Raw genomic sequence first — 18,439 nt, 5'->3', positions numbered from 1 at the left:
CCTCCCCACACTACCAACTACCGTGATAAAACGACTAAGCGGAGCCCGTTTCCTCTGGCCGATCTACCTGTTGCCTGCCCTCCTGCTTCTTGGCGGCTGCAATTTGCATACGCGCATGTCGACTTTCGATGCCAAGGGCCCGATCGCCGAAGAGCAATTAAACCTATTCATGATCACAGTTTGGGTGACCTGTTTCATCTTTGTCGTGGTCGGAGGGGTCTTCCTATACTCGGTCGTCAAGTTCCGCGAAAAACCGGGCGACACCCGTCCCTTGCCCAAGCAGGGCCACGGCAATCCCTTGGTCGAGATCGGCTTGATCGGCGCCTCCGTACTACTCTTGGTCATCATCGCCGTGCCTACGCTCAAGGCGATTTGGTTTACCCATGAGACCCCCGATGACAAGGAACACAAGCTGGGCTCGTGGTACAGCGGGAGCGAACTGTCGGACGAGTCCGAAGATGAAATCCTCACCATCCGGGTAATCGGCTACCAGTGGTGGTGGGAATTTGAATACCCGCAACTGGGCATCACCACCGCAAATGAAATGGTGATACCCGCGGGCAAAGCCGTGCATCTGGAACTACGCTCGGTTGACGTCATCCACTCCTTCTGGCTGCCGCGCATAGCCGGCAAGGTCGACCTCATTCCAGGCCGGGCGAACTCCATGTGGATCCAGGCCGGAGACAGTTTTGAACAATGGCTGGCAAAGTCCGGCACCCCAGTTGACGAAGCGCCCCTCGAATCGGCTTACTCGGATTATCTGCAAAACGAAATTTACGATTACTACTACGGTCAGTGCGCGGAGTACTGCGGCGACTCCCACGCCCGGATGCTCTTCCGCAGCACGGTCGTCAGTAATGAGGATTTCCACCAATGGGTAAATAGCATGCAAGCCGGTCAACAAGCCCCAGACGGCAAGGAATGGGATGAATGGTTAAAAACCTACAATAAGACACCGGATCAATTAACGGGCGATCTGAACGAAGGACTGAAGTTGTTTGTCGGGAAAGGCACCTGCAGCGGCTGCCACACGATCAATGGACACCCATTGGCAAGAGGTGTTGCCGGCCCGGATCTAACAAAGCTTGCTTCCCGTTACTCCATTGCAGCTGGCTGGCTCAACCACCGGAATGAAGACGGCAGCATCGACCGCGAACAGCAATATGCGAACTTCGTCAAGTGGCTCAGCGAAACCAATAAGGTCAAACCCGGCAATCTGATGTGGGATAACCGCCAAGGCGGCGGCATCGGCCACATGGGACTGACCGAGGACGAGAATCGCAAGATCGCAACCTATCTCCAATCCCTAAAGTAAGCCATCACGATGAGCACTACGGTTACCGAAACGCCAACTACCACCCCGGAACATCACCCCGAGCTCAAGCCGGAACGTAGCCGTCTGGGCCTGCTGCGTCCGGACCACGGAAAAAGCACCCTCGTCGATTGGCTCACGACCGTCGACCACAAGAAGATCGGCATCATGTACGGTGCGATCGCGCTCTTTTTCCTGTTGGTCGGAGGCGTCGAGGCATTGCTGATTCGCACGCAGTTGGCCGTGCCTGAAAACGACCTGATTTCGGCACAGCGCTACAACCAGCTCTTCACCATGCACGGCACGACCATGATCTTCCTCGCGATCATGCCGCTCAATTCCGCCTTCTTCAATTTTCTAGTTCCCTTGCAAATCGGAGCGCGAGACGTGGCCTTTCCACGGATCAACAGCTTCAGCCTCTGGGCCTTTGTCTCCGGTGCCTTTGTTCTCAATTTCGGATGGGTCCTCCAAGCCCTTGAGATGATGGGACTCTTCCAAGCGTCCGGGCCAACCGCAGGAATGAATGATTTCGTGCCGGCCACGGGCTGGTTCGGCTACGCTCCGATTACCGGCAAAGCCTTCACCGGTGCCGGTACCGACTTCTGGATCATGGGATTGCAGATCCTCGGCATCGCCTCCCTGACCTCGGCCATGAATTTCATTGTTACAATTGTCAACATGCGCGCGCCCGGCATGAAGATGATGCGGCTACCCGTCTTTACCTGGATGACCCTGGTCGTCTCCCTCCTCATCGTGTTTGCCTTTCCGGCCATCACGATCGCCTTGGCCGAGCTGATGTTCGACCGGGTCTTCGGCACCAATTTCTTTGTCACCGCAAGTGGCGGTCAACCCATCCTATGGCAGCACCTGTTCTGGATCTTCGGCCACCCGGAAGTCTACATTCTCGTGCTACCGGCCATGGGCATCGTTTCCGAGGTCCTGCCCACCTTCTCGAGGAAGCCGCTTTTCGGCTATGCCATCGTGGTCTTCTCGGGTGCGGTGATCGGCTTTCTAGGATTTGCAGTGTGGTCGCACCATATGTTTACCACCGGACTGGGCAAGGTCGCCACGGCCGCCTTCTCCCTCCTCACCATGGCCATTGCGGTGCCGACGGGAGTGAAAATCTTCAACTGGGTCGGGACCCTCTGGGGCGGCCGTGTCCGCTTCGCGCCTCCCATGATCTTCGCTCTCGGCTTTGTCTGGATGTTCATGATGGGCGGCTTTTCCGGTATCATGCACTCCTCCGCCCCCGCCGATGCGCAGCAGCAGGACAGCTATTTCGTGATTGCCCACTTCCACTACGTCGCGATCGGCGGCATCTTCCTCGCCATCGTATCCGGCATCTATTTCTGGCTGCCCAAGATCTGCGGCAGGATGTGGAAGGGAAAGCTCAGCACCGTCGTGGCAATCTTCACCGTCATCGGCCTGAACATCACCTTCTTTCCCATGCACTTCCTCGGTCTGCTCGGCATGCCGCGTCGGACGCATACCTACCTAGCCGGCTTTGGCTGGGATAGCTATAACCTGGTCTGCACCATCGGCGCCTACATCCTCGGCTTCGGAATCCTGCTCCTCGTGATCGACATTGTACGCTGTATCCGAAGCGGGGAACCGGCCGGGAACGACCCATGGGATGCGCGGACCCTAGAGTGGATCACGACCTCGCCGCCCCAAGTCTATAATTTCGCCCGCACCCCGGTCATCCATGCCCGTGACGCCCTTTGGGAGCACAAGTACGGCCCGGAAACACGACGCATCGACAAGGAAGCCGACGACGGCCACGGAATTCACATGCCAAGCCAGTCCTGGATGCCGCTGATCGCGTCCCTCGGGTTCGTCCCCTTAGGCTTGGGCATGTCCCTCAAACAGGCTGGCGTCCCCTTTATGGGCTATGTCGCCATTCTGGGGCTGGTCATTTGCTCCGCGGGCATCGCCCTCTGGGCCCTCGAAGGTCCCGGCGGCTACCACCTTCACCCGGAAGACACCGAAAAACTCTAAACCAGACGATTCCTATCCAATGAGCACAGCTGCGACTGCCCAACAAGACGGACACCGGAACCTGATCATCGACAACAAGAAATTGTTGATGTGGCTCTTCCTAGGCTCCGACTGTATGTTTTTCGGAACCCTGATCTCGACCCACCTCATCTACCGGAAGCTCTACCCGGAAGAGTATGATCCCACCCACCTGTTCAGCCTCGAACTGACCTCGTTTTCGACCTTCATCCTGCTCATGAGCTCCTTCCTCATGGCCCTGTCCGTATCGGCCATGCACAAGGGAGAGTTGAAAAGCTTTCGCCGGAACGTCATCGGGGTGATCCTCTTCGGACTGATTTTCCTCGGCTGCCAGGTCTACGAGTTCACCCACTTCGTGCACGAAGGCCTGACACTCAGCACCGGCACCTTCGGATCCACCTTCTACCTGATGACCGGCACCCACGGCACCCACGTCGCGATCGGTGTATTCTGGCTGACCTGTATGCTATTCCACTCCTACAGCGGAAAAATGGACGCTCACGAAAGCGCGGTGGATGTTGAAGTTGCCGGACTTTACTGGCACTTTGTGGACATCGTGTGGATCGTCATTTTCACCGCTGTCTATCTCATCGAATTCATCTGACTATGAGCGAAGCCCACTACCACCCCGTACCGGTCGCCGACCCCCACGCCGGCGACGAAAATGAAAAGTACCACGCCTTTGTGAACCTGGCCTTGATCCTGGCCGCCGTTACGGGCGTCGAGCTCGTGCTCGTCTACCTGCCTTTCGCCCCGGCCTTCGTCATGTCCGTGCTCGTCGCGCTCTCACTGTTTAAATTCCTGGCCGTGGTCTCCTGGTTCATGCACCTGATCTACGACAAGCTCCTGCTCTCCCTGGCCTTTGCCACCGGCATGTCGATTGCCTTTGGCACCTTTACCGCACTGATGTTTATCATGGACACGAAATATGTCGCACCCCCCGAAATTCCGGGGATGTAGTTACTGGTATAAGATGTAAAAGAGCACAAAAAGCCACGATTGCTTTTCTACGGGGCGGTCCTGCATAATGCGGAATCGCCCTTTTACATGAAAAGGCGAAAAGCCCCCCTCCGACTAACGTGCAACTTCACTGGCATACCGAGCCCCTTTTGCTGATCAGCCTGTTGCTGACCGGCTGGCTCTACGCGCTCGGAACAGGCCCCCTGCGCACACGAATCGCCAAACGCAACATCCCCTATCCCTTCGGCCGTGCCGTCAGCTTCTATAGCGGACTCGCACTGGCCTACCTGGCGGTCGGTTCACCCCTCGACCAACTCGGCGAACAGTTCCTGTTCAGTGCCCACATGGTGCAACACATGTTGCTGATCTATTTCACTCCGACACTCTTCTTTTTTGGCACCCCGCCCTGGTTGGTCGACTGGCTGCTGCAGCCCCTCCCAATTAGGAGAACCATGCGTTTCCTCACCCACCCGGCCTTTGGCGGGTTTACCTTCACTTTTGTCTATACGGTCTGGCACATGCCCGTCGCCTACGAAATCGCCCTGCACGACAAGCGCCTGCATATCCTGGAACATTGGACCATGTTCTCGCTCGGCACGCTGATGCTCTGGCCCTTCCTGACCAACTCAAGCCTCGTCCCAAAACGCAGCTACCCGGTCCGGCTCGTCACCATCTTCCTGCTCATGGTGGGACAGTTGCCGGTCTTCGCCTTCCTGACTTTTTCCGGCGACGCGATTTATCCGACCTATGCCTGGGCACCCCGCATCATCAATCTGGACCCGTTAAACGACCAAATTATCGGCGGAATCATCATGAAAGTCGTGAATATGGGATTTTCGCTTACAATTCTGGGAACATGCTTCTATTTATGGGCGAAAAGTGAAGCGACTGATGATGTGGAGGCATCGATTCCTCCCGGTAAGGCCGCGCTCACTCGGTAACAACATGACATGGGAAATTATTTTCGTCTTCCTGCTGCTGGCCTTTGCTATCGGCAGTTTTATATGGGAACGCATCTCGGCCGATCTGACTGCGATGACGGTTTTTGGCGTGCTCATCTTCGTGAGCATGATCACACACAGCGATCAATTGCCGCCCCTGGAGCAGACGCTCGGCGTCTTCAGTAATTCGGCGCCCATCACCATCGCGGCCATGTTCATCGTCAGTGCCGCACTCGAACGGACCGGGGCCATCGACCTGATCACGGCCTACCTGCGCAAGCTGGTAAAGTTTCCTTACAAAGGCTTTATCTTCATCATGATCCTCGGGGTCGCGGCCGTGTCGGCCTTCGTCAACAATACGCCGGTCGTGATCGTGCTGATGCCGGTCATCCTCACCCTCTCACGTGAGATGGGCGTCGCCGCCTCCAAGTTGCTGATCCCGCTGTCCTATGCGTCTATTTTCGGCGGGACTTGCACCCTATTGGGTACCAGTACCAACCTGCTGGCCTCAGGCATCCTTCGGGATGCCGGCCGCGAACCAATCAGCATGTTCGAGCTCTCCTCGGTGGGCCTGCCGATCCTCATTTTCGGCGCCCTCTACCTGGTGTTATTCGGCAATAAACTCCTTCCACACCGGGAAACACTGACCTCCATCCTCTCGGACGAGGAACGCAAGGAATTCATGACGGAGGCATTCGTCCGCGCAGGATCCGCATTTGTCGGTCGAAACGTTGCCGACAGCGGCCTGTTGAAAGGTCGCGGAATACGTCTGCTCGAAATCGTCCGCCATGGTGTGGCGATTCAAGGGGATCCCAAAAAGACCACCCTCGAAGCCGGTGACCGACTGGTCTTGGCCTGCCGCCCCGCCGGAGTGGCCGAAGCCCATGCCATCAAAGGGATCACTCTGCCCGGCGAACTCTCCGAAGGCCTGGAAACCATTGCCAGTGACGAAGGTGCCATTGTCGAAGGTGTGGTTTCCCCGCACGCCTCGGTCGTCGGCAAGACACTGGGTGAGATCAATTTCCGTCAACGCTTCCGGATGGTGGTCGTAGCGGTCCACCGGAAAGGCACAAACCAGCGAGAGCGCCTCGCCAGCTTGCGTCTGCAGCAGGGCGACACCCTCTTGATGATGGGCTCAACCAAGGCCATTGATTCCCTGGCCAATAGTGACGAAATCATCATTTTGGACCGCCCCCGCGTACCCGCACGCAGTGTGCGTGCAAAAATGCCGATCGCCATGGCCACTGCAATCGGCATTGTCGCCCTTGCGACAGTCAACATCGTCCCCATTGTTGCCGCCGTATCCCTGGGGGTCTGCATCCTCCTGCTCACCGGATGCATGAAGCCGAAGGACGCCTATGCCTCGGTCGAATGGAGCATCCTGATCATTATCTTCGGCATGCTGGCACTCGGCCAGGCCATGGACTCCACCGGAGCCAGCCTCTTGATCGCCGAAAGCTTGACTAATCTCGTCGAGAAAATCGCGACCGGCACAACCCAACACCTCATCATGCTGGCGCTCATTTATATCATTACCTCGACCTTCACCGAATTCCTCTCCAACAACGCCGCCGTTGCGCTGATGGTCCCGATCGCGCTGGGAATCGCCGCAACGCTGGGGATCGACCCACGGCCACTCGTCATTGCAACCTGTATCGCCGCCTCGGCCAGCTTTGCCACCCCCATCGGTTATCAAACCAATACCTATGTCTACGGGGTTGGCGGCTACCGCTTCGGCGACTTTGCCCGGGTCGGTATCCCGCTGAACATTATTTGCTTCATCGTTTCGATGGTCGTCATCCCCATGGTTTGGGAGTTCTAGGACGCCCCCGAATGGCACTACCTCAAGGATAAATTGAGGTTCAGTTTCATTAATCTGTGTTTGATCAGTGGCTTGAACGGCAATGCTCCATCATTGCCGTTCGTCTGCAACTTAGCAAGGAGCTTGCCGCCTTCTACATGCGCGGAAACGACGGAGCGTTTCCCTCCAACTTATGCTTCAATCTTCCTTAATGTAGTGACATTCAGGACGCCCCCGCGAGTAAATCAGATATAATACATCTCTCCGGGCTCCGCGACCACGAAGGCATCCAGACTGTACGAGCAGAGCTTCTTTTCGAAATCGGAGCCCAGTTCCTTCCAGATCGCCGAGACCCTGCCACCGGAATGCCCCGCCGTATCGAAATTGAGCTCCAGCAACTCCGGATCAATCGCCCGGACAATCTCGTCCAGTCCGATCCGCTCCGGCGCACGGGCCAGCGCATAGCCCCCCTGCTTGCCGCGTTTGCTCATAATTAAACCCGAATTCCGCAGCTCATTCAGAATCTGAACCAGATAATTTGCCGGGACATCCTCCGCCTCGGCCAGATCCTCAATGTGCGCCAGTTTGTCCTGCCCGTAAGTACGAGCCAACTGGGCTAGAACACGGCAGGCATATTCAAGTTTATGCGATAGCTTCACAACAACATAAGTTAGGCTCTTAACTAAAGAAGTAAACTTATTTCTCCGGTGAACTGTCCGAAGGGAGGTAGAAAGCCCTAAGACACTCGTTATCAAAAGGTTTAGGGCGCACAAAAAAAACACGGCAAAAGTTACTTTTTGGTGGCCATCGGCCGTCCAAAACGATAATTGTTTACGCTTATGTCAGAAGAAAAAGAACCCGAGAATCTTACCCAGGAAGCGATTGCTGCGCAGGCCGCCAAAGACGTCTATGACTCGTCCAAGATCCAGAAACTGGAAGGCCTGGAAGGGGTCCGCAAGCGGCCCGACATGTACATCGGTGATACCAATGAACGGGGGCTTCACCACTGCGTTTTTGAAATTGTCGACAATTCCATCGATGAAGCACTGGCCGGTTACTGCTCGCAGGTCACCGTCAACATTCATAATGACGGCTCCTGCTCCATTGAGGACGATGGCCGCGGCATTCCGGTCGACATCCACCCGAAGTACCAAATTCCTGCCTTGGAGTTGGTCATGACCAACCTGCACGCCGGCGGCAAGTTCGGCAAGGGTGCCTATCAGGTGTCCGGCGGCCTGCACGGCGTGGGTGCCAAGTGTGTGAACGCAGTTTCCGAATGGTTCGAAGTCGAGGTGCGCCGTGACCACAAGGTCCACAAGATGGAATTCTCCCGCGGCATCACCACCCAGAAGATGAAGGTGATCGGTGAAACCAAGCGCACCGGTACCCGCATCGCATTTTCACCCGACCCGGAAATCTTCCTCACGACCCGCGAATTCAAGTTTGAGATTCTGGGCAAGCGCCTGCGCGAACTCGCCTTCCTCAACCCCGGAATCAAGATCCTGTTCAACGACGAGCGGGTGAATAAATCCGAAACTTTCCTCTTCAAGGACGGAATCGCGGAATACGTTACTTTCCTCAACGAAAACAAAAACATCATCCACCCGGAGCCGATCTCCTTCCACGGTGAAGCGCCGACGCCGAATCCCGACCTGGATGCAAACATTGTTGTCGATATCGCCTTCCAATACAATGACGGCTACAGCGATCAAATCTACGCTTATGCCAACTCGATTCACAATATCGAGGGCGGTACCCACTTGTCCGGCTTCCGTACCGCATTGACCCGCGTGATCAACGCTTACGCGAAAGCCAATAATATCCTGAAGGACAAGGACCCGAACCTCTCCGGTGATGACGCCCGGGAAGGCCTCACCGCGGTCATTTCGGTCAAGGTGCCCGAGCCCCGCTTCGAAGGCCAGACCAAGACCAAGCTTTCCAACGGCGAGGTCGATGGCATCGTCCAGAAAATCACCGGCGAGGAGCTTAAGTATTACTTCGAGACCAACCCGCAGGTCGCCAAGAAACTCATCGACAAGTGCCTCAACGCCGCCCGTGCCCGTGAAGCCGCCCGCAAGGCACGCGAAACGGTCCGTAAAGGCGCACTCTCCTCCGGTGGTCTCCCCGGCAAGCTCGCCGACTGCTCGTCCAAGGACCCGTCCATCTCCGAGCTCTACATTGTGGAGGGTGATTCCGCCGGTGGTTCCGCCAAGCAAGGACGGGACCGCGCCACCCAGGCGATCCTGCCGCTTCGTGGTAAACTCTTGAACGTGGAAAAGGCACGCCTCGACAAGGTGCTCGGCAACAACGAAATCCGCGCCCTCATCACTGCAGTCGGTACCGGCATCGGTGACCATGAAGGCGACGGCGCATTCGATGTGGCCAAGGCCCGTTACCACAAGGTCATCATCATGACCGATGCGGACGTCGATGGCGCACACATCCGCACCCTCCTCCTGACTTTCCTCTTCCGTCAAATGAAGGGACTGATCGAAGCCGGCTATGTTTATATTGCCCAACCGCCGCTCTATAAGATCAAGCGCAAGCGTCGCGAGCAATACGTCGACAACGACGGCCAGCTGAACCGCATCCTGCTCGAGCTCGGTTCGGAAGACGTCAATCTCGTCCGCCTGCGAGACAACCGCGATTTGGCCGGCGAAGCCGTTGACCTCCTTGTGGAATGCATGTCGCGCCTCGATATGATCGGTCGCGGGGTGACCCGCTACGGTTGCGATTTTGCTTCGTATCTCGACCAACACATCGCCGAAACTTACGAACTGCCCCGCTACATCGTGCGCATCCGCACGGGTAACGACGAAGAGTTCCAGTTCCTCAAGGACGACGACGAGCGCAGCGCCTTCCACGCGAAATTCGATCTCACCGAGGCCGATGCCAGCGACACCATTCAACGCGAAGTCGTCACCGACGACGGCATGAAGGTGCAGCAACGCATCTCGCTGCATGAGATTTTCGAGTCCACGGAAATGTCGAAACTGCTCCGCGAACTGGCCGAGGCCGGCATGGATGTCACCAAGTTCTCCCGCACCGAAGAAGCCCGTTATCACCTCATCGAGAACAAGGGCGACGAGAAGAAGGAAAACATCATCGAACTGCACTCGATCATCGAGCTGGTCGATAATATCCGAACCATCGGACGCCGCGGCCTGCAAATCCAGCGATACAAGGGTCTGGGTGAAATGAATCCGAAACAGCTCTACGAGACCACGATGGATCCGAACACACGTCGCCTCCTTAAGGTCGACATCGCCGACGCCGCTGTCGCGGATGGCATCTTCTCCATGCTCATGGGTGAAGACGTCCCCTCACGCCGTGCCTTCATCGAAGACAACGCACTCAACGTCTCCCACCTGGACGTGTAACGGACCCGCTCACTCGTATCCCGCAGCACGCATCTCGAATCTCTTAAAAAAATGTCTGAACAACCTCCCATTGATCCCAGCATCCAACGCGCGGAGCCGACGTCCATTACCGAAATCATGCAGACGGCCTACATCGACTATTCGATGTCCGTTATCGTGAGCCGCGCCCTGCCCGACGTCCGTGACGGTCTCAAGCCCGTCCAGCGCCGGATCCTTTACGCCATGTTGCGCGAAGGTCTCCTCCACAACCGTCCGTTTGACAAGTGCGCCGGTGTGGTCGGGGAAGTGCTGAAGAACTATCACCCGCACGGTGACAGTTCCGTATATGACACACTCGTGCGTCTCGCCCAGAACTGGGTTATGCGCTATCCGCTGATCATGCCGCAGGGCAACTTCGGTTCGATCGACGGTGACTCGCCCGCTGCCTATCGTTATACCGAGTGTAAACTGGAAGCCATCGCCGAAGACCTCCTGAAGGATATCGACGAAGATACGGTCGACTTTGTGCCCAACTACAAGGAAAGCACAACCGAGCCGTCCGTCCTCCCGTCCGCGCTGCCCAACCTGTTGATGAACGGCTCGACCGGCATCGCGGTCGGCATGACCACCAACATCCCGCCACACAATCTTTACGAGCTGATCGATGCCACCTGTGCGATCATCGACGATCCTAAGATCGATCTCGATGAGTTGATCAAGCTGATCCCCGGTCCGGACTTCCCCGGCGGCGGCTATATCCACGGCAAGACCGGGATCGAAAGCTACCTGAAGACCGGTCGCGGCATTGTCCGCACACGCGGTATTGCCGAGGTAGTGGAGAACAAGGGCAAGGAAGAGATTATCATCTCCGCCATCCCCTACAATGTGAACCGCGCCTCCCTCGTCATGCGCATTGCCGAGCTCATCCAGACCAAGGCGATCGAAGGCATTTCCGACCTCCGCGACGAGTCTACCGAGACGACACGTATCGTCATCGAATTGAAGCGCGGTGCCATCCCACGGGTGATCATCAACCAGCTTTACAAGAGCACGCCGCTCGAAAGCTCCTTCGGCGTCATCCTCCTCGCGCTGGATAACCGTCGTCCGAAGCAGATGAACATCAAGGAGATGCTCAACTGCTACATCGACCACCGCCGCGATGTCATTTACCGCCGCACCCAATTCCGCCTGCGTAAGGCCGAGGCCCGCGCCCATATCCTTGAAGGCTTCAAGATCGCCCTCGATAACCTCGACGATTTCGTTAAGATCATCCGGGCATCCAAGAACCGCGACGAGGCTAAGGTCAACTTGATGGCCAAGTATCCCCTCACCGAGATACAAACCAACGCCATCCTCGAACTTCGCCTCTACCAACTCACCGGCCTGGAACGCGACAAGATCGAAGACGAATACCTCCAGCTCATGGCCCTCATCGCCGAGCTCAAGGACATCCTCGAAAACGAGCAAAAGCTTCTCGCCGTCATCAAGGAAGAGCTGGGCGAAATGCGCGAGAAATACGGCAACCCGCGCCGCTCCCAGGTGCTGGCCATCGACGGCGACCTCAGCATGGAGGACATCATCCCGAACGAGGGCTGCATGATCACCGTCACCCACAAGGGCTTTATCAAGCGCACCAGCCTCGACGAATACCGCTCGCAGAAACGCGGCGGCAAGGGCGTGATCGGTTCCGGCCAGTATGAAGACGACTTTGTCGAGCACCTCTTCACCGCATCAACCCACGACTACATCATGTGCTTCATGAACAGTGGCCGCGTCTATGTGGAAAAGGTCTATCACATCCCGGAAGGTTCCCGCACCTCCAAGGGCCGCGCCATCGCCAATGTCCTCGAATTGCAGGAAGGCGAACGCATCGCCGCCATGATCTGCGTCAAGGAATTCAAGGAATCCGAAGAGTCCATCGTCCTCGCCACTCAAAACGGTGTGGTCAAGAAGACCAAGCTTTACGACTTCCGCAACCACCGCAAGGGCGGCATCATCGGTATCAACATCGATGAAGGCGACAACCTTATCGGAGCACGTCTCACTAATGGCGCAGACGATATTGTGCTCGTCACTTCCAATGCCCAGTCCATCCGCTTCCATGAAACGGACCTGCGCGACCAGGGACGCGCCACACGCGGTGTCCGCGGCATCAAGCTCAAGAGCGACAACGATAAGGTCGTCGCCATCGAGATCGTGAACAACGACGCGAAGCTGCTCATCGCCGGTGCCAACGGCCTCGGCAAGCGCACCGAATTTGGCGAATACCGTCAACAGTCCCGTGGTGGCTCCGGTATCATCGCAATCAAGTCCGACAAGGTCGCCGGCGCACTCAGTGTGACCGACGATGACGAGATCATGATGTTCACCCTCAAGGGCCAGGCCGTCCGCTCTCCGATCAAGGACGTCCGTATCACCGGCCGCGCCGCATCCGGAGTCAAGCTGGTCAACCTAGGTGCCAAGGATGAGCTCATCGGCATCTCCAAGGTCATCGCCTCGGAGGAAGATGAAGCCGGCGAAGGTGAAGAAAGCGAAGCCGGTGAAGGCGAAGCTGAAGCGCCCGCCGAAACCTAAAGCATCCGTTCCAGACCTTTAATACAACTGTCAGAGGCCGCCCATACAGGGCGGCCTTTTTCTGGTTCAAACACAAAAAACTCCTCCACTGCTTGCAGGGGAGGTGGCTGCGCTCGACGCAGACGGAGGGGTTCCCAAAAACCTGCTTCTGAGCACTCACGCAGGAACATCGCTGCAACTACTTGCACAAGGCCGCCAGCGAAGCATAAGCCTAAAGCCAACGGAGACAGGGCATCCTGCCCTGTTCGCTAAGAACAAACTACGGAAGTCACGGTATACTCGGAAAGGACTAGAGTTGAAAGCTGAGACCTGAAGGGGGCGAACCACCGACGTCGCCCGGCGGCCTAGCCTTCCGTGTATTCTGTGTTTTCCGTAGTGATAAAATCGTCATGCCGGAATACCGGTAAGACTTCTCTAAAGTGAATACCAACGGAGGCAGGGCATCTTGCCCTGTTCGTTAAGAACAAACTACGGTAACGGTGCCCCCCCAAAAAAATCGCAGTGGCGCGGGCATGTTGAAGGGTTCCGGATTGTCCGGTTCGTTATTTTGAGTGGAGCTGCGACTTGTCCCGGGGCGACGAAGGCCGGGCCCGGAGCCGAAGAGCAACCCGGAGAACCATTTCCGCAGGTCCGGGATGCCGCATCCTCGAATCTTGCGAACTCTCAGTCTTCCTGAGCTGATAGCGCGTTCAATGAAAGCGCTGCCGCATGTGATCAGGGAGATGCTTCGGTCACCAATTCACGGTAGAACAGATGAGGGGTGGTGTCGGGATCGTAGAGGAGATCGAGGGTGGTCGACAGGGCGCCTGGCGAGGCGGTTGTGTAATCGACGCCTTCTACCATCGTTTCCCAGGTCACGAGGTCGATGCTCTTTTTGAACTGATAGGCGACATCCGAGGCGTTCCTGCGGAGTGCGAGGGTGAGCTGGGTGCCATCGATGCTCACCAGTCCGACCTGCCCGCCGGTCGCGAGTGGATCGCGACCGAAGGCATAATCTTCAAAGTTGGTCAGGCCGTTGCTGTTGTCGTCGTCGCCCTTTAGCAGCGAGGGATAGAGAATCCCGAAGGTGAGCGGATCCGCCACCTCGTAGGCGCCGATGTCGATCGTCCCGAATTGGATCCGCGCACTGCCGCCGAGATCGGCGGTGGTGGGATTGGCACCGTTGTCGCCGATGTCGCGAAGCGGTGAATTCACCGCCAGACCGAGGTTTCCAGCGGTGGTGGGAGCCACCCAATCGGGATCGACCGGGAGAATGAAGAGCGGGTCGTTGGCGGGATCGGTTCCATCGAGATTTCCCGTGCCGGTGGCGGTGAGGTCGAAGTTCTGGACCAGGCTGTGGGAGAAGGTCGGTTCCGGTGGGTTGTAGATATAGAATGAAGCGGACTGGTAGGTGGTGCTCGAGTAGGAACTGTTGTTCCACACGACGCAGTTGGTGATGATGGCAGTGCACCCGTTATTCCAGAACACGCCGCCTTCGTGTTGGGCGCCGTTTCCCTCGAAGGAGCAATTGATGGCGGTCAGGTTGTTGGCGTAGTTAAACATCACCCCGCCGAGATCTCTGGACGCATTGCCCTGAAAGACACAATTGTAGGCAACGCAATCGTTCCGGCTATTGTAAATGGCCGCGCCCGAGTTTTGGGTAAAATTTCCATTGAAGAAGCAGTTTTCGAAGTGGATCGTGCCGAAATTAGAGACCACGGCCCCGCCCGCATTGTAGGCCCGATTGCTGATGAAGGAACAGCGGGTGAAAACCGGATCCGAATCGTAACTGTAGATGGCGCCACCACTGTCACCACTGTCACCAGTGACACTGAAGGTCGCGTTTTCCTCGAATCGACAATCCGTGAACGAGGGCGAGCTTTGATTGGCCATATAGATGGCTCCGCCGTGGGTCACGTTCGCACGGTTGTTGTAAAAGGTGCACGAGGAGAAGGCAGGCGATGATTGATTCAGGCGAACCGCTCCGGCGAAGCTGGCATTGTTTACGGTGAATTCGCAGTTGCTGATGGTGGGTGATGGAATGACGGAGGGTGATGTCTGAAAGCAAATCAGACCAGCGCCGCTACCGGAGTTCGAGTCGCCGGTGCCGTCCGCATTACCTGACTTGATCGTGAAGCCGTCAAGCACGGCGGTAGGAGTTATGGGAACGAACGCTCCCGCGATTGCCGAGACCACATGGTAGGCATTCTCACCGTGGTTCACGAAGTAGGTGTCATCGCCATTGAGGTCTCCGGAGAGGATGGTCGGGTGGGTGCCGGGATCCCGCTGGGTGCGGAGTGTTTCCGAACCGTTGAATCCCCCATAGATCCGAACCCCATCGATCAGTTTGAAAGTGGCGTTGCGATCCCCCGGGGTCGCACTGCCACCCTGGTCAGGGAGATAGGTGCCCGCGGCGACCCAGATCTCGTCGTCACCGGAGGTGGCGGCGGCGAGCGCGTCCTGCAGATTGGTGTAGGCATCGGCCCATGAGGTCCCGTCGGCCGCGCCTGACGCGCTCGCATCGACGTAGCGGGCTACGAAGGTGATCGTATAGTCCCTGTAGTTCAGAGCATACGTCTCGGAGGGATCGATCACGTAAAGCCGAATCGTGGCGACGCCGGAAGCTCCAGCCGCAGCGGTAAAGCGGAGCGTGCCGTCGGGGTCGACGCTTGGATTGCTGGCGAAGGTCAGGCCGTTGGTCGTGCCCATCAGATACAGTGCGGCCGGGGTGTAACCGTTGCCAACGGGATCGGCCGCCCAGTTCGTGACGACGCGTTCCGCGCCGGATGAAAGCGGGAACTGCAGGTTGGCGATGGCGAAGCCGCCGATGCGATCACTTTCATAGGCCCCCAGATCAATCGCGGTCGGGACAATCCGCGGATTCCCGTCGAGATCCGTCGAGAAGGGGTTCGCGGAGTCCAGGCCGACACCATTGGCGGCCGAGCCTATTCCAAGCCGCAGGTTGTCGGCGGCGAGGAAAAGCGGATCGTTGTTGGGGTCGGTGCCGTCGAGATTGGCGGTGCCCACCCCGGTGAGGTCGAGTTCTTCAACCAAGCAGTGAGAGAAACTGACCGTGCCGGAAGTAGTCCTGATGGAGCCGGGTAATCCCGGGTCAGCCGTGTTTCCCCACAGGACACAGTTGGTCATGGATGGCGTGGAGACCGCGTCGATCGTTTCCATGCCCCCGCAGGTGTAGGCGCTGTTCGATCCGAATGAGCAGTTGATGAACGAGGGCGAGGACGCAAGGTTGAACACCGCCCCGCCTGACACGGCTGCCTGGTTGCCTTGAAAGACGCATTGGGTGACGATGGAGGGGGTATAGTTGGAGATATTCAGGATCGCCCCCCCCCTATTCCCGGCCGTGTTGTTCGTGAAGTAGGTGTTATCGATGGCAGGATATGCATTGCTGTTATACAAGGCACCGCCGTCGGTAGTCGCTTCATTGTCGGTAAAACGACAATGGGTGATGGTGTATGAAGGTGCGGCGTTGTTGCTGTGGATTGCTCCTCCGTCCGTGCCGTGGTTCCCGGTGAATGTGCAGTTCGCGATGGTGAACTGGCCGAGCTCGTCGCCCGCGAAACCGCCCCCATGGTTGTAGGGTTCAAAGCCGCCATTGGCGTTTCCTGCCGTGATGGTGAAGCCATCGAACACCGTCGTGTCGTAAAGTCCATATCCACTGACGACGTTGTAGGCGTTGTCGGCATTATTGGCGAAATTGGCCCCATCATTCCCGAGGAGGTCTCCCGACAGGATGGTGGGATGAAGCTCGGGATCGCGCTGCGCCAGTTCGGTCTCGGTGCCGGAAAACCCTCCGTAAAGCGCGAGCTCATTGACCAGGGTGAAGGTCGAGGTGCGGTCATTGTCGATCGCGGTTCCTCCTTCGTCGGGAAAGTAGGTGCCCTCGGCGACCCAGATCGTCGTGCCTGCGGTAGCGACGTCCAATGCATCCCGAAGGGTCGGGAAGGCATCGGTCCAGGAGAGGCCGTTGTTACCGCCCGTGGCGTCGGCATCCACATAAATGAGGCCTTGGAATTCATAGGCACCGAGATCGATGGTGCCGACGATTCTGGGGTTTCCATCGGCATCGGTGGTGGTCCCGTTGAGGGCGTTGATTCCCTTGCCGATGGCGAATGATGCCGGCTGCAGACGGAGATCACCGCTTGAGATTGGAGCCGTCGCCGGATCGACGGGATCGAGGAACAAGGGGTCATTGCCGGGAACCGTGCCATCATAGTTGAGACCTCCGGGGGTGAGTCCCTCGAAAAGGCAAAATTGGTAAGTCGGAGTGCCCGATAGAACGGAGATGGAGGCCGTTGCGTCGGTGGTGCTGCCATTGCCGCTGTTGTTCCAGATGATGGTGTTGTCGATTTGCACCGATGAGTTGTTGATGCAGATCCCTCCGCCATCGCTGATGGCGTTGTTGCCCTGAAGCGAGCCGTTGATCAGGTTCGTCGTGGAAGACCAGAAGTAGATGCCGCCTCCGTCATTATCTGCGAGGTTTCCCTGAAACACGCAATTGGTGAACGTCGAGTTGGCGTCGATCTCAGTGAAAACGGCGCCGCCATAGCCCGCCTGGTTGCCGCGGAAGTCGGAGTTGGTGATCGCTGCTGCCGTGGAGGCATACAGGTAGATGCCACCGCCGAAGTCGACAGCCTGGTTGCCCTGGATCCTGCAATTGCTGAGAGTCGGCGAACCTTGATAGAGAAAAACGCCTGCTCCCGTCGCATTCACGTCCGTGCTGTTGGCGTTGCCTGCCGTGACCGTGAATCCATCCAGTATGGCCGAGGATGTGACGGTGCTGTCGGCGGAAACCACGTGGTAGGCATTGTCCCCGTTGTTGGCGAAGTTGGCGCCGTCGTTCTGCTGCAGGTCACCTGAAAGAATCGTGGGATTGGCGTTGGGATCGCGCTCGGAGAGCTGCGTTTCTGCGCCTGCGAACCCGCCGTAGATCGCGACGTTGTCGATCAGGTAGAATGTCGAACTGCGGTCGTTATTGATCTCGCCGGCTCCTTCGTCGGGGTAGTAGGTTCCCGCGGCGACCCAGATTTCATCGCCTGAACTGGCGTTAGCGAGGGCATCCTGCAAGCTGGGGTAAGCATCGCCCCACGAAGAGCCATCGTTAGTTCCTGTGGCACCGGAGTCGACGTAAAGCGTCGTGGCCAGCAGGGAATGCACGGCGAAGAGGCCGGCAAGTAGCAAAAGTCTGAATTTCATAATTGGTAGGAAATTGACTTTTGGCGGCAATAGCCACCGGTGGTGAGAGTTGATCGCTGGGCCGAAAATCGAGCGCTTACGTAAAGAACACGACCACTCCGGACCCGGAATTTGATGGTAGTAACGTGGAAGTCAGCTAGAAATCAACCGATGTCAATCCGATAACGATGTTTAATATCCGTAAACAGTTGCTCTAATGTCGTTTCGTTTGGATGAGTCACAGTTGCGCGAGCCTCTGGACCGCAAGATCACCGAGAGTGTGGAAGATACGCTGAACGGCCTA

The 18,439-nt window shown here is 57.3% G+C and carries 10 protein-coding genes; 8 read left to right on the top strand and 2 right to left on the bottom strand.

Annotated elements, in window-relative coordinates; all coding sequences use genetic code 11:
- Window positions 1-22 precede the first annotated feature (22 nt).
- From O2597_RS06285 to O2597_RS06260, 6 genes are all read left to right on the top strand, one after another.
- Window positions 23-1,315 (top strand): cytochrome c oxidase subunit II, encoded by a 1,293-nt coding sequence (locus tag O2597_RS06285; RefSeq protein WP_269523410.1) that lies wholly within the window; start codon window positions 23-25, stop codon window positions 1,313-1,315.
- A gap of 9 nt (window positions 1,316-1,324) precedes the next feature.
- Window positions 1,325-3,310, top strand: a complete 1,986-nt coding sequence (locus tag O2597_RS06280; protein ID WP_269523409.1) for a cytochrome c oxidase subunit I — start codon at window positions 1,325-1,327, stop codon at window positions 3,308-3,310.
- Between the two features lie 19 nt (window positions 3,311-3,329).
- Window positions 3,330-3,932, top strand: a complete 603-nt coding sequence (locus O2597_RS06275) for a cytochrome c oxidase subunit 3 (protein ID WP_269523408.1) — start codon at window positions 3,330-3,332, stop codon at window positions 3,930-3,932.
- 2 nt (window positions 3,933-3,934) lie between these two features.
- On the top strand, window positions 3,935-4,288 hold the full coding sequence (locus O2597_RS06270; protein ID WP_269523407.1) for a cytochrome C oxidase subunit IV family protein: 354 nt from the start codon (window positions 3,935-3,937) through the stop codon (window positions 4,286-4,288).
- Window positions 4,289-4,407: 119 nt separating this feature from the next.
- Complete coding sequence (locus tag O2597_RS06265; RefSeq protein WP_269523406.1) at window positions 4,408-5,229, top strand: cytochrome c oxidase assembly protein; 822 nt, start codon at window positions 4,408-4,410, stop codon at window positions 5,227-5,229.
- 4 nt (window positions 5,230-5,233) lie between these two features.
- Entirely contained in the window at window positions 5,234-7,051 is a 1,818-nt protein-coding gene (locus O2597_RS06260; protein ID WP_269523405.1) for an SLC13 family permease, read from the top strand.
- A 224-nt stretch (window positions 7,052-7,275) separates the two neighbouring features.
- Here the strand turns inward: O2597_RS06260 and O2597_RS06255 are convergent, their stop codons facing one another.
- The gene (locus tag O2597_RS06255; protein WP_269523404.1) at window positions 7,276-7,689 is read right to left on the bottom strand and encodes an RrF2 family transcriptional regulator; all 414 of its coding nucleotides are present in this window, start codon (window positions 7,687-7,689) and stop codon (window positions 7,276-7,278) included.
- A gap of 180 nt (window positions 7,690-7,869) precedes the next feature.
- Here O2597_RS06255 and gyrB point away from each other — a divergent pair, with 180 nt between their 5' ends.
- A complete protein-coding gene (gene gyrB / locus O2597_RS06250) occupies window positions 7,870-10,410 on the top strand; it encodes a DNA topoisomerase (ATP-hydrolyzing) subunit B (protein ID WP_269523403.1) in 2,541 nt (846 codons plus the stop codon).
- Window positions 10,411-10,461: 51 nt separating this feature from the next.
- Window positions 10,462-12,963: a DNA gyrase subunit A gene (gene gyrA / locus O2597_RS06245; protein ID WP_269523402.1), complete on the top strand. Its 2,502-nt coding sequence runs from the start codon at window positions 10,462-10,464 to the stop codon at window positions 12,961-12,963.
- Window positions 12,964-13,677: 714 nt separating this feature from the next.
- Here gyrA and O2597_RS06240 read toward each other — a convergent pair.
- Window positions 13,678-18,156, bottom strand: a complete 4,479-nt coding sequence (locus tag O2597_RS06240; protein WP_269523401.1) for a right-handed parallel beta-helix repeat-containing protein — start codon at window positions 18,154-18,156, stop codon at window positions 13,678-13,680.
- Window positions 18,157-18,439: the final 283 nt, after the last annotated feature.

The organism is Coraliomargarita parva (genome assembly GCF_027257905.1).
In the GTDB taxonomy this organism is placed as follows: Bacteria; Verrucomicrobiota; Verrucomicrobiia; order Opitutales; family Coraliomargaritaceae; genus Coraliomargarita_A; species Coraliomargarita_A parva.
The sequence above is the reverse complement of the archived record's forward strand: the minus strand, read 5'-3'. Positions and strand labels throughout refer to the sequence as shown.

Coding starts and splice junctions, on each gene's coding strand:
- O2597_RS06280 (WP_269523409.1), top strand. CDS start 1,325: ATGAGCACTACGGTTACCGAAACGCCAACTACCACCCCGGAACATCAC.
- O2597_RS06275 (WP_269523408.1), top strand. CDS start 3,330: ATGAGCACAGCTGCGACTGCCCAACAAGACGGACACCGGAACCTGATC.
- O2597_RS06270 (WP_269523407.1), top strand. CDS start 3,935: ATGAGCGAAGCCCACTACCACCCCGTACCGGTCGCCGACCCCCACGCC.
- O2597_RS06260 (WP_269523405.1), top strand. CDS start 5,234: ATGACATGGGAAATTATTTTCGTCTTCCTGCTGCTGGCCTTTGCTATC.
- gyrB (WP_269523403.1), top strand. CDS start 7,870: ATGTCAGAAGAAAAAGAACCCGAGAATCTTACCCAGGAAGCGATTGCT.
- gyrA (WP_269523402.1), top strand. CDS start 10,462: ATGTCTGAACAACCTCCCATTGATCCCAGCATCCAACGCGCGGAGCCG.
- O2597_RS06240 (WP_269523401.1), bottom strand. CDS start 18,156: ATGAAATTCAGACTTTTGCTACTTGCCGGCCTCTTCGCCGTGCATTCC.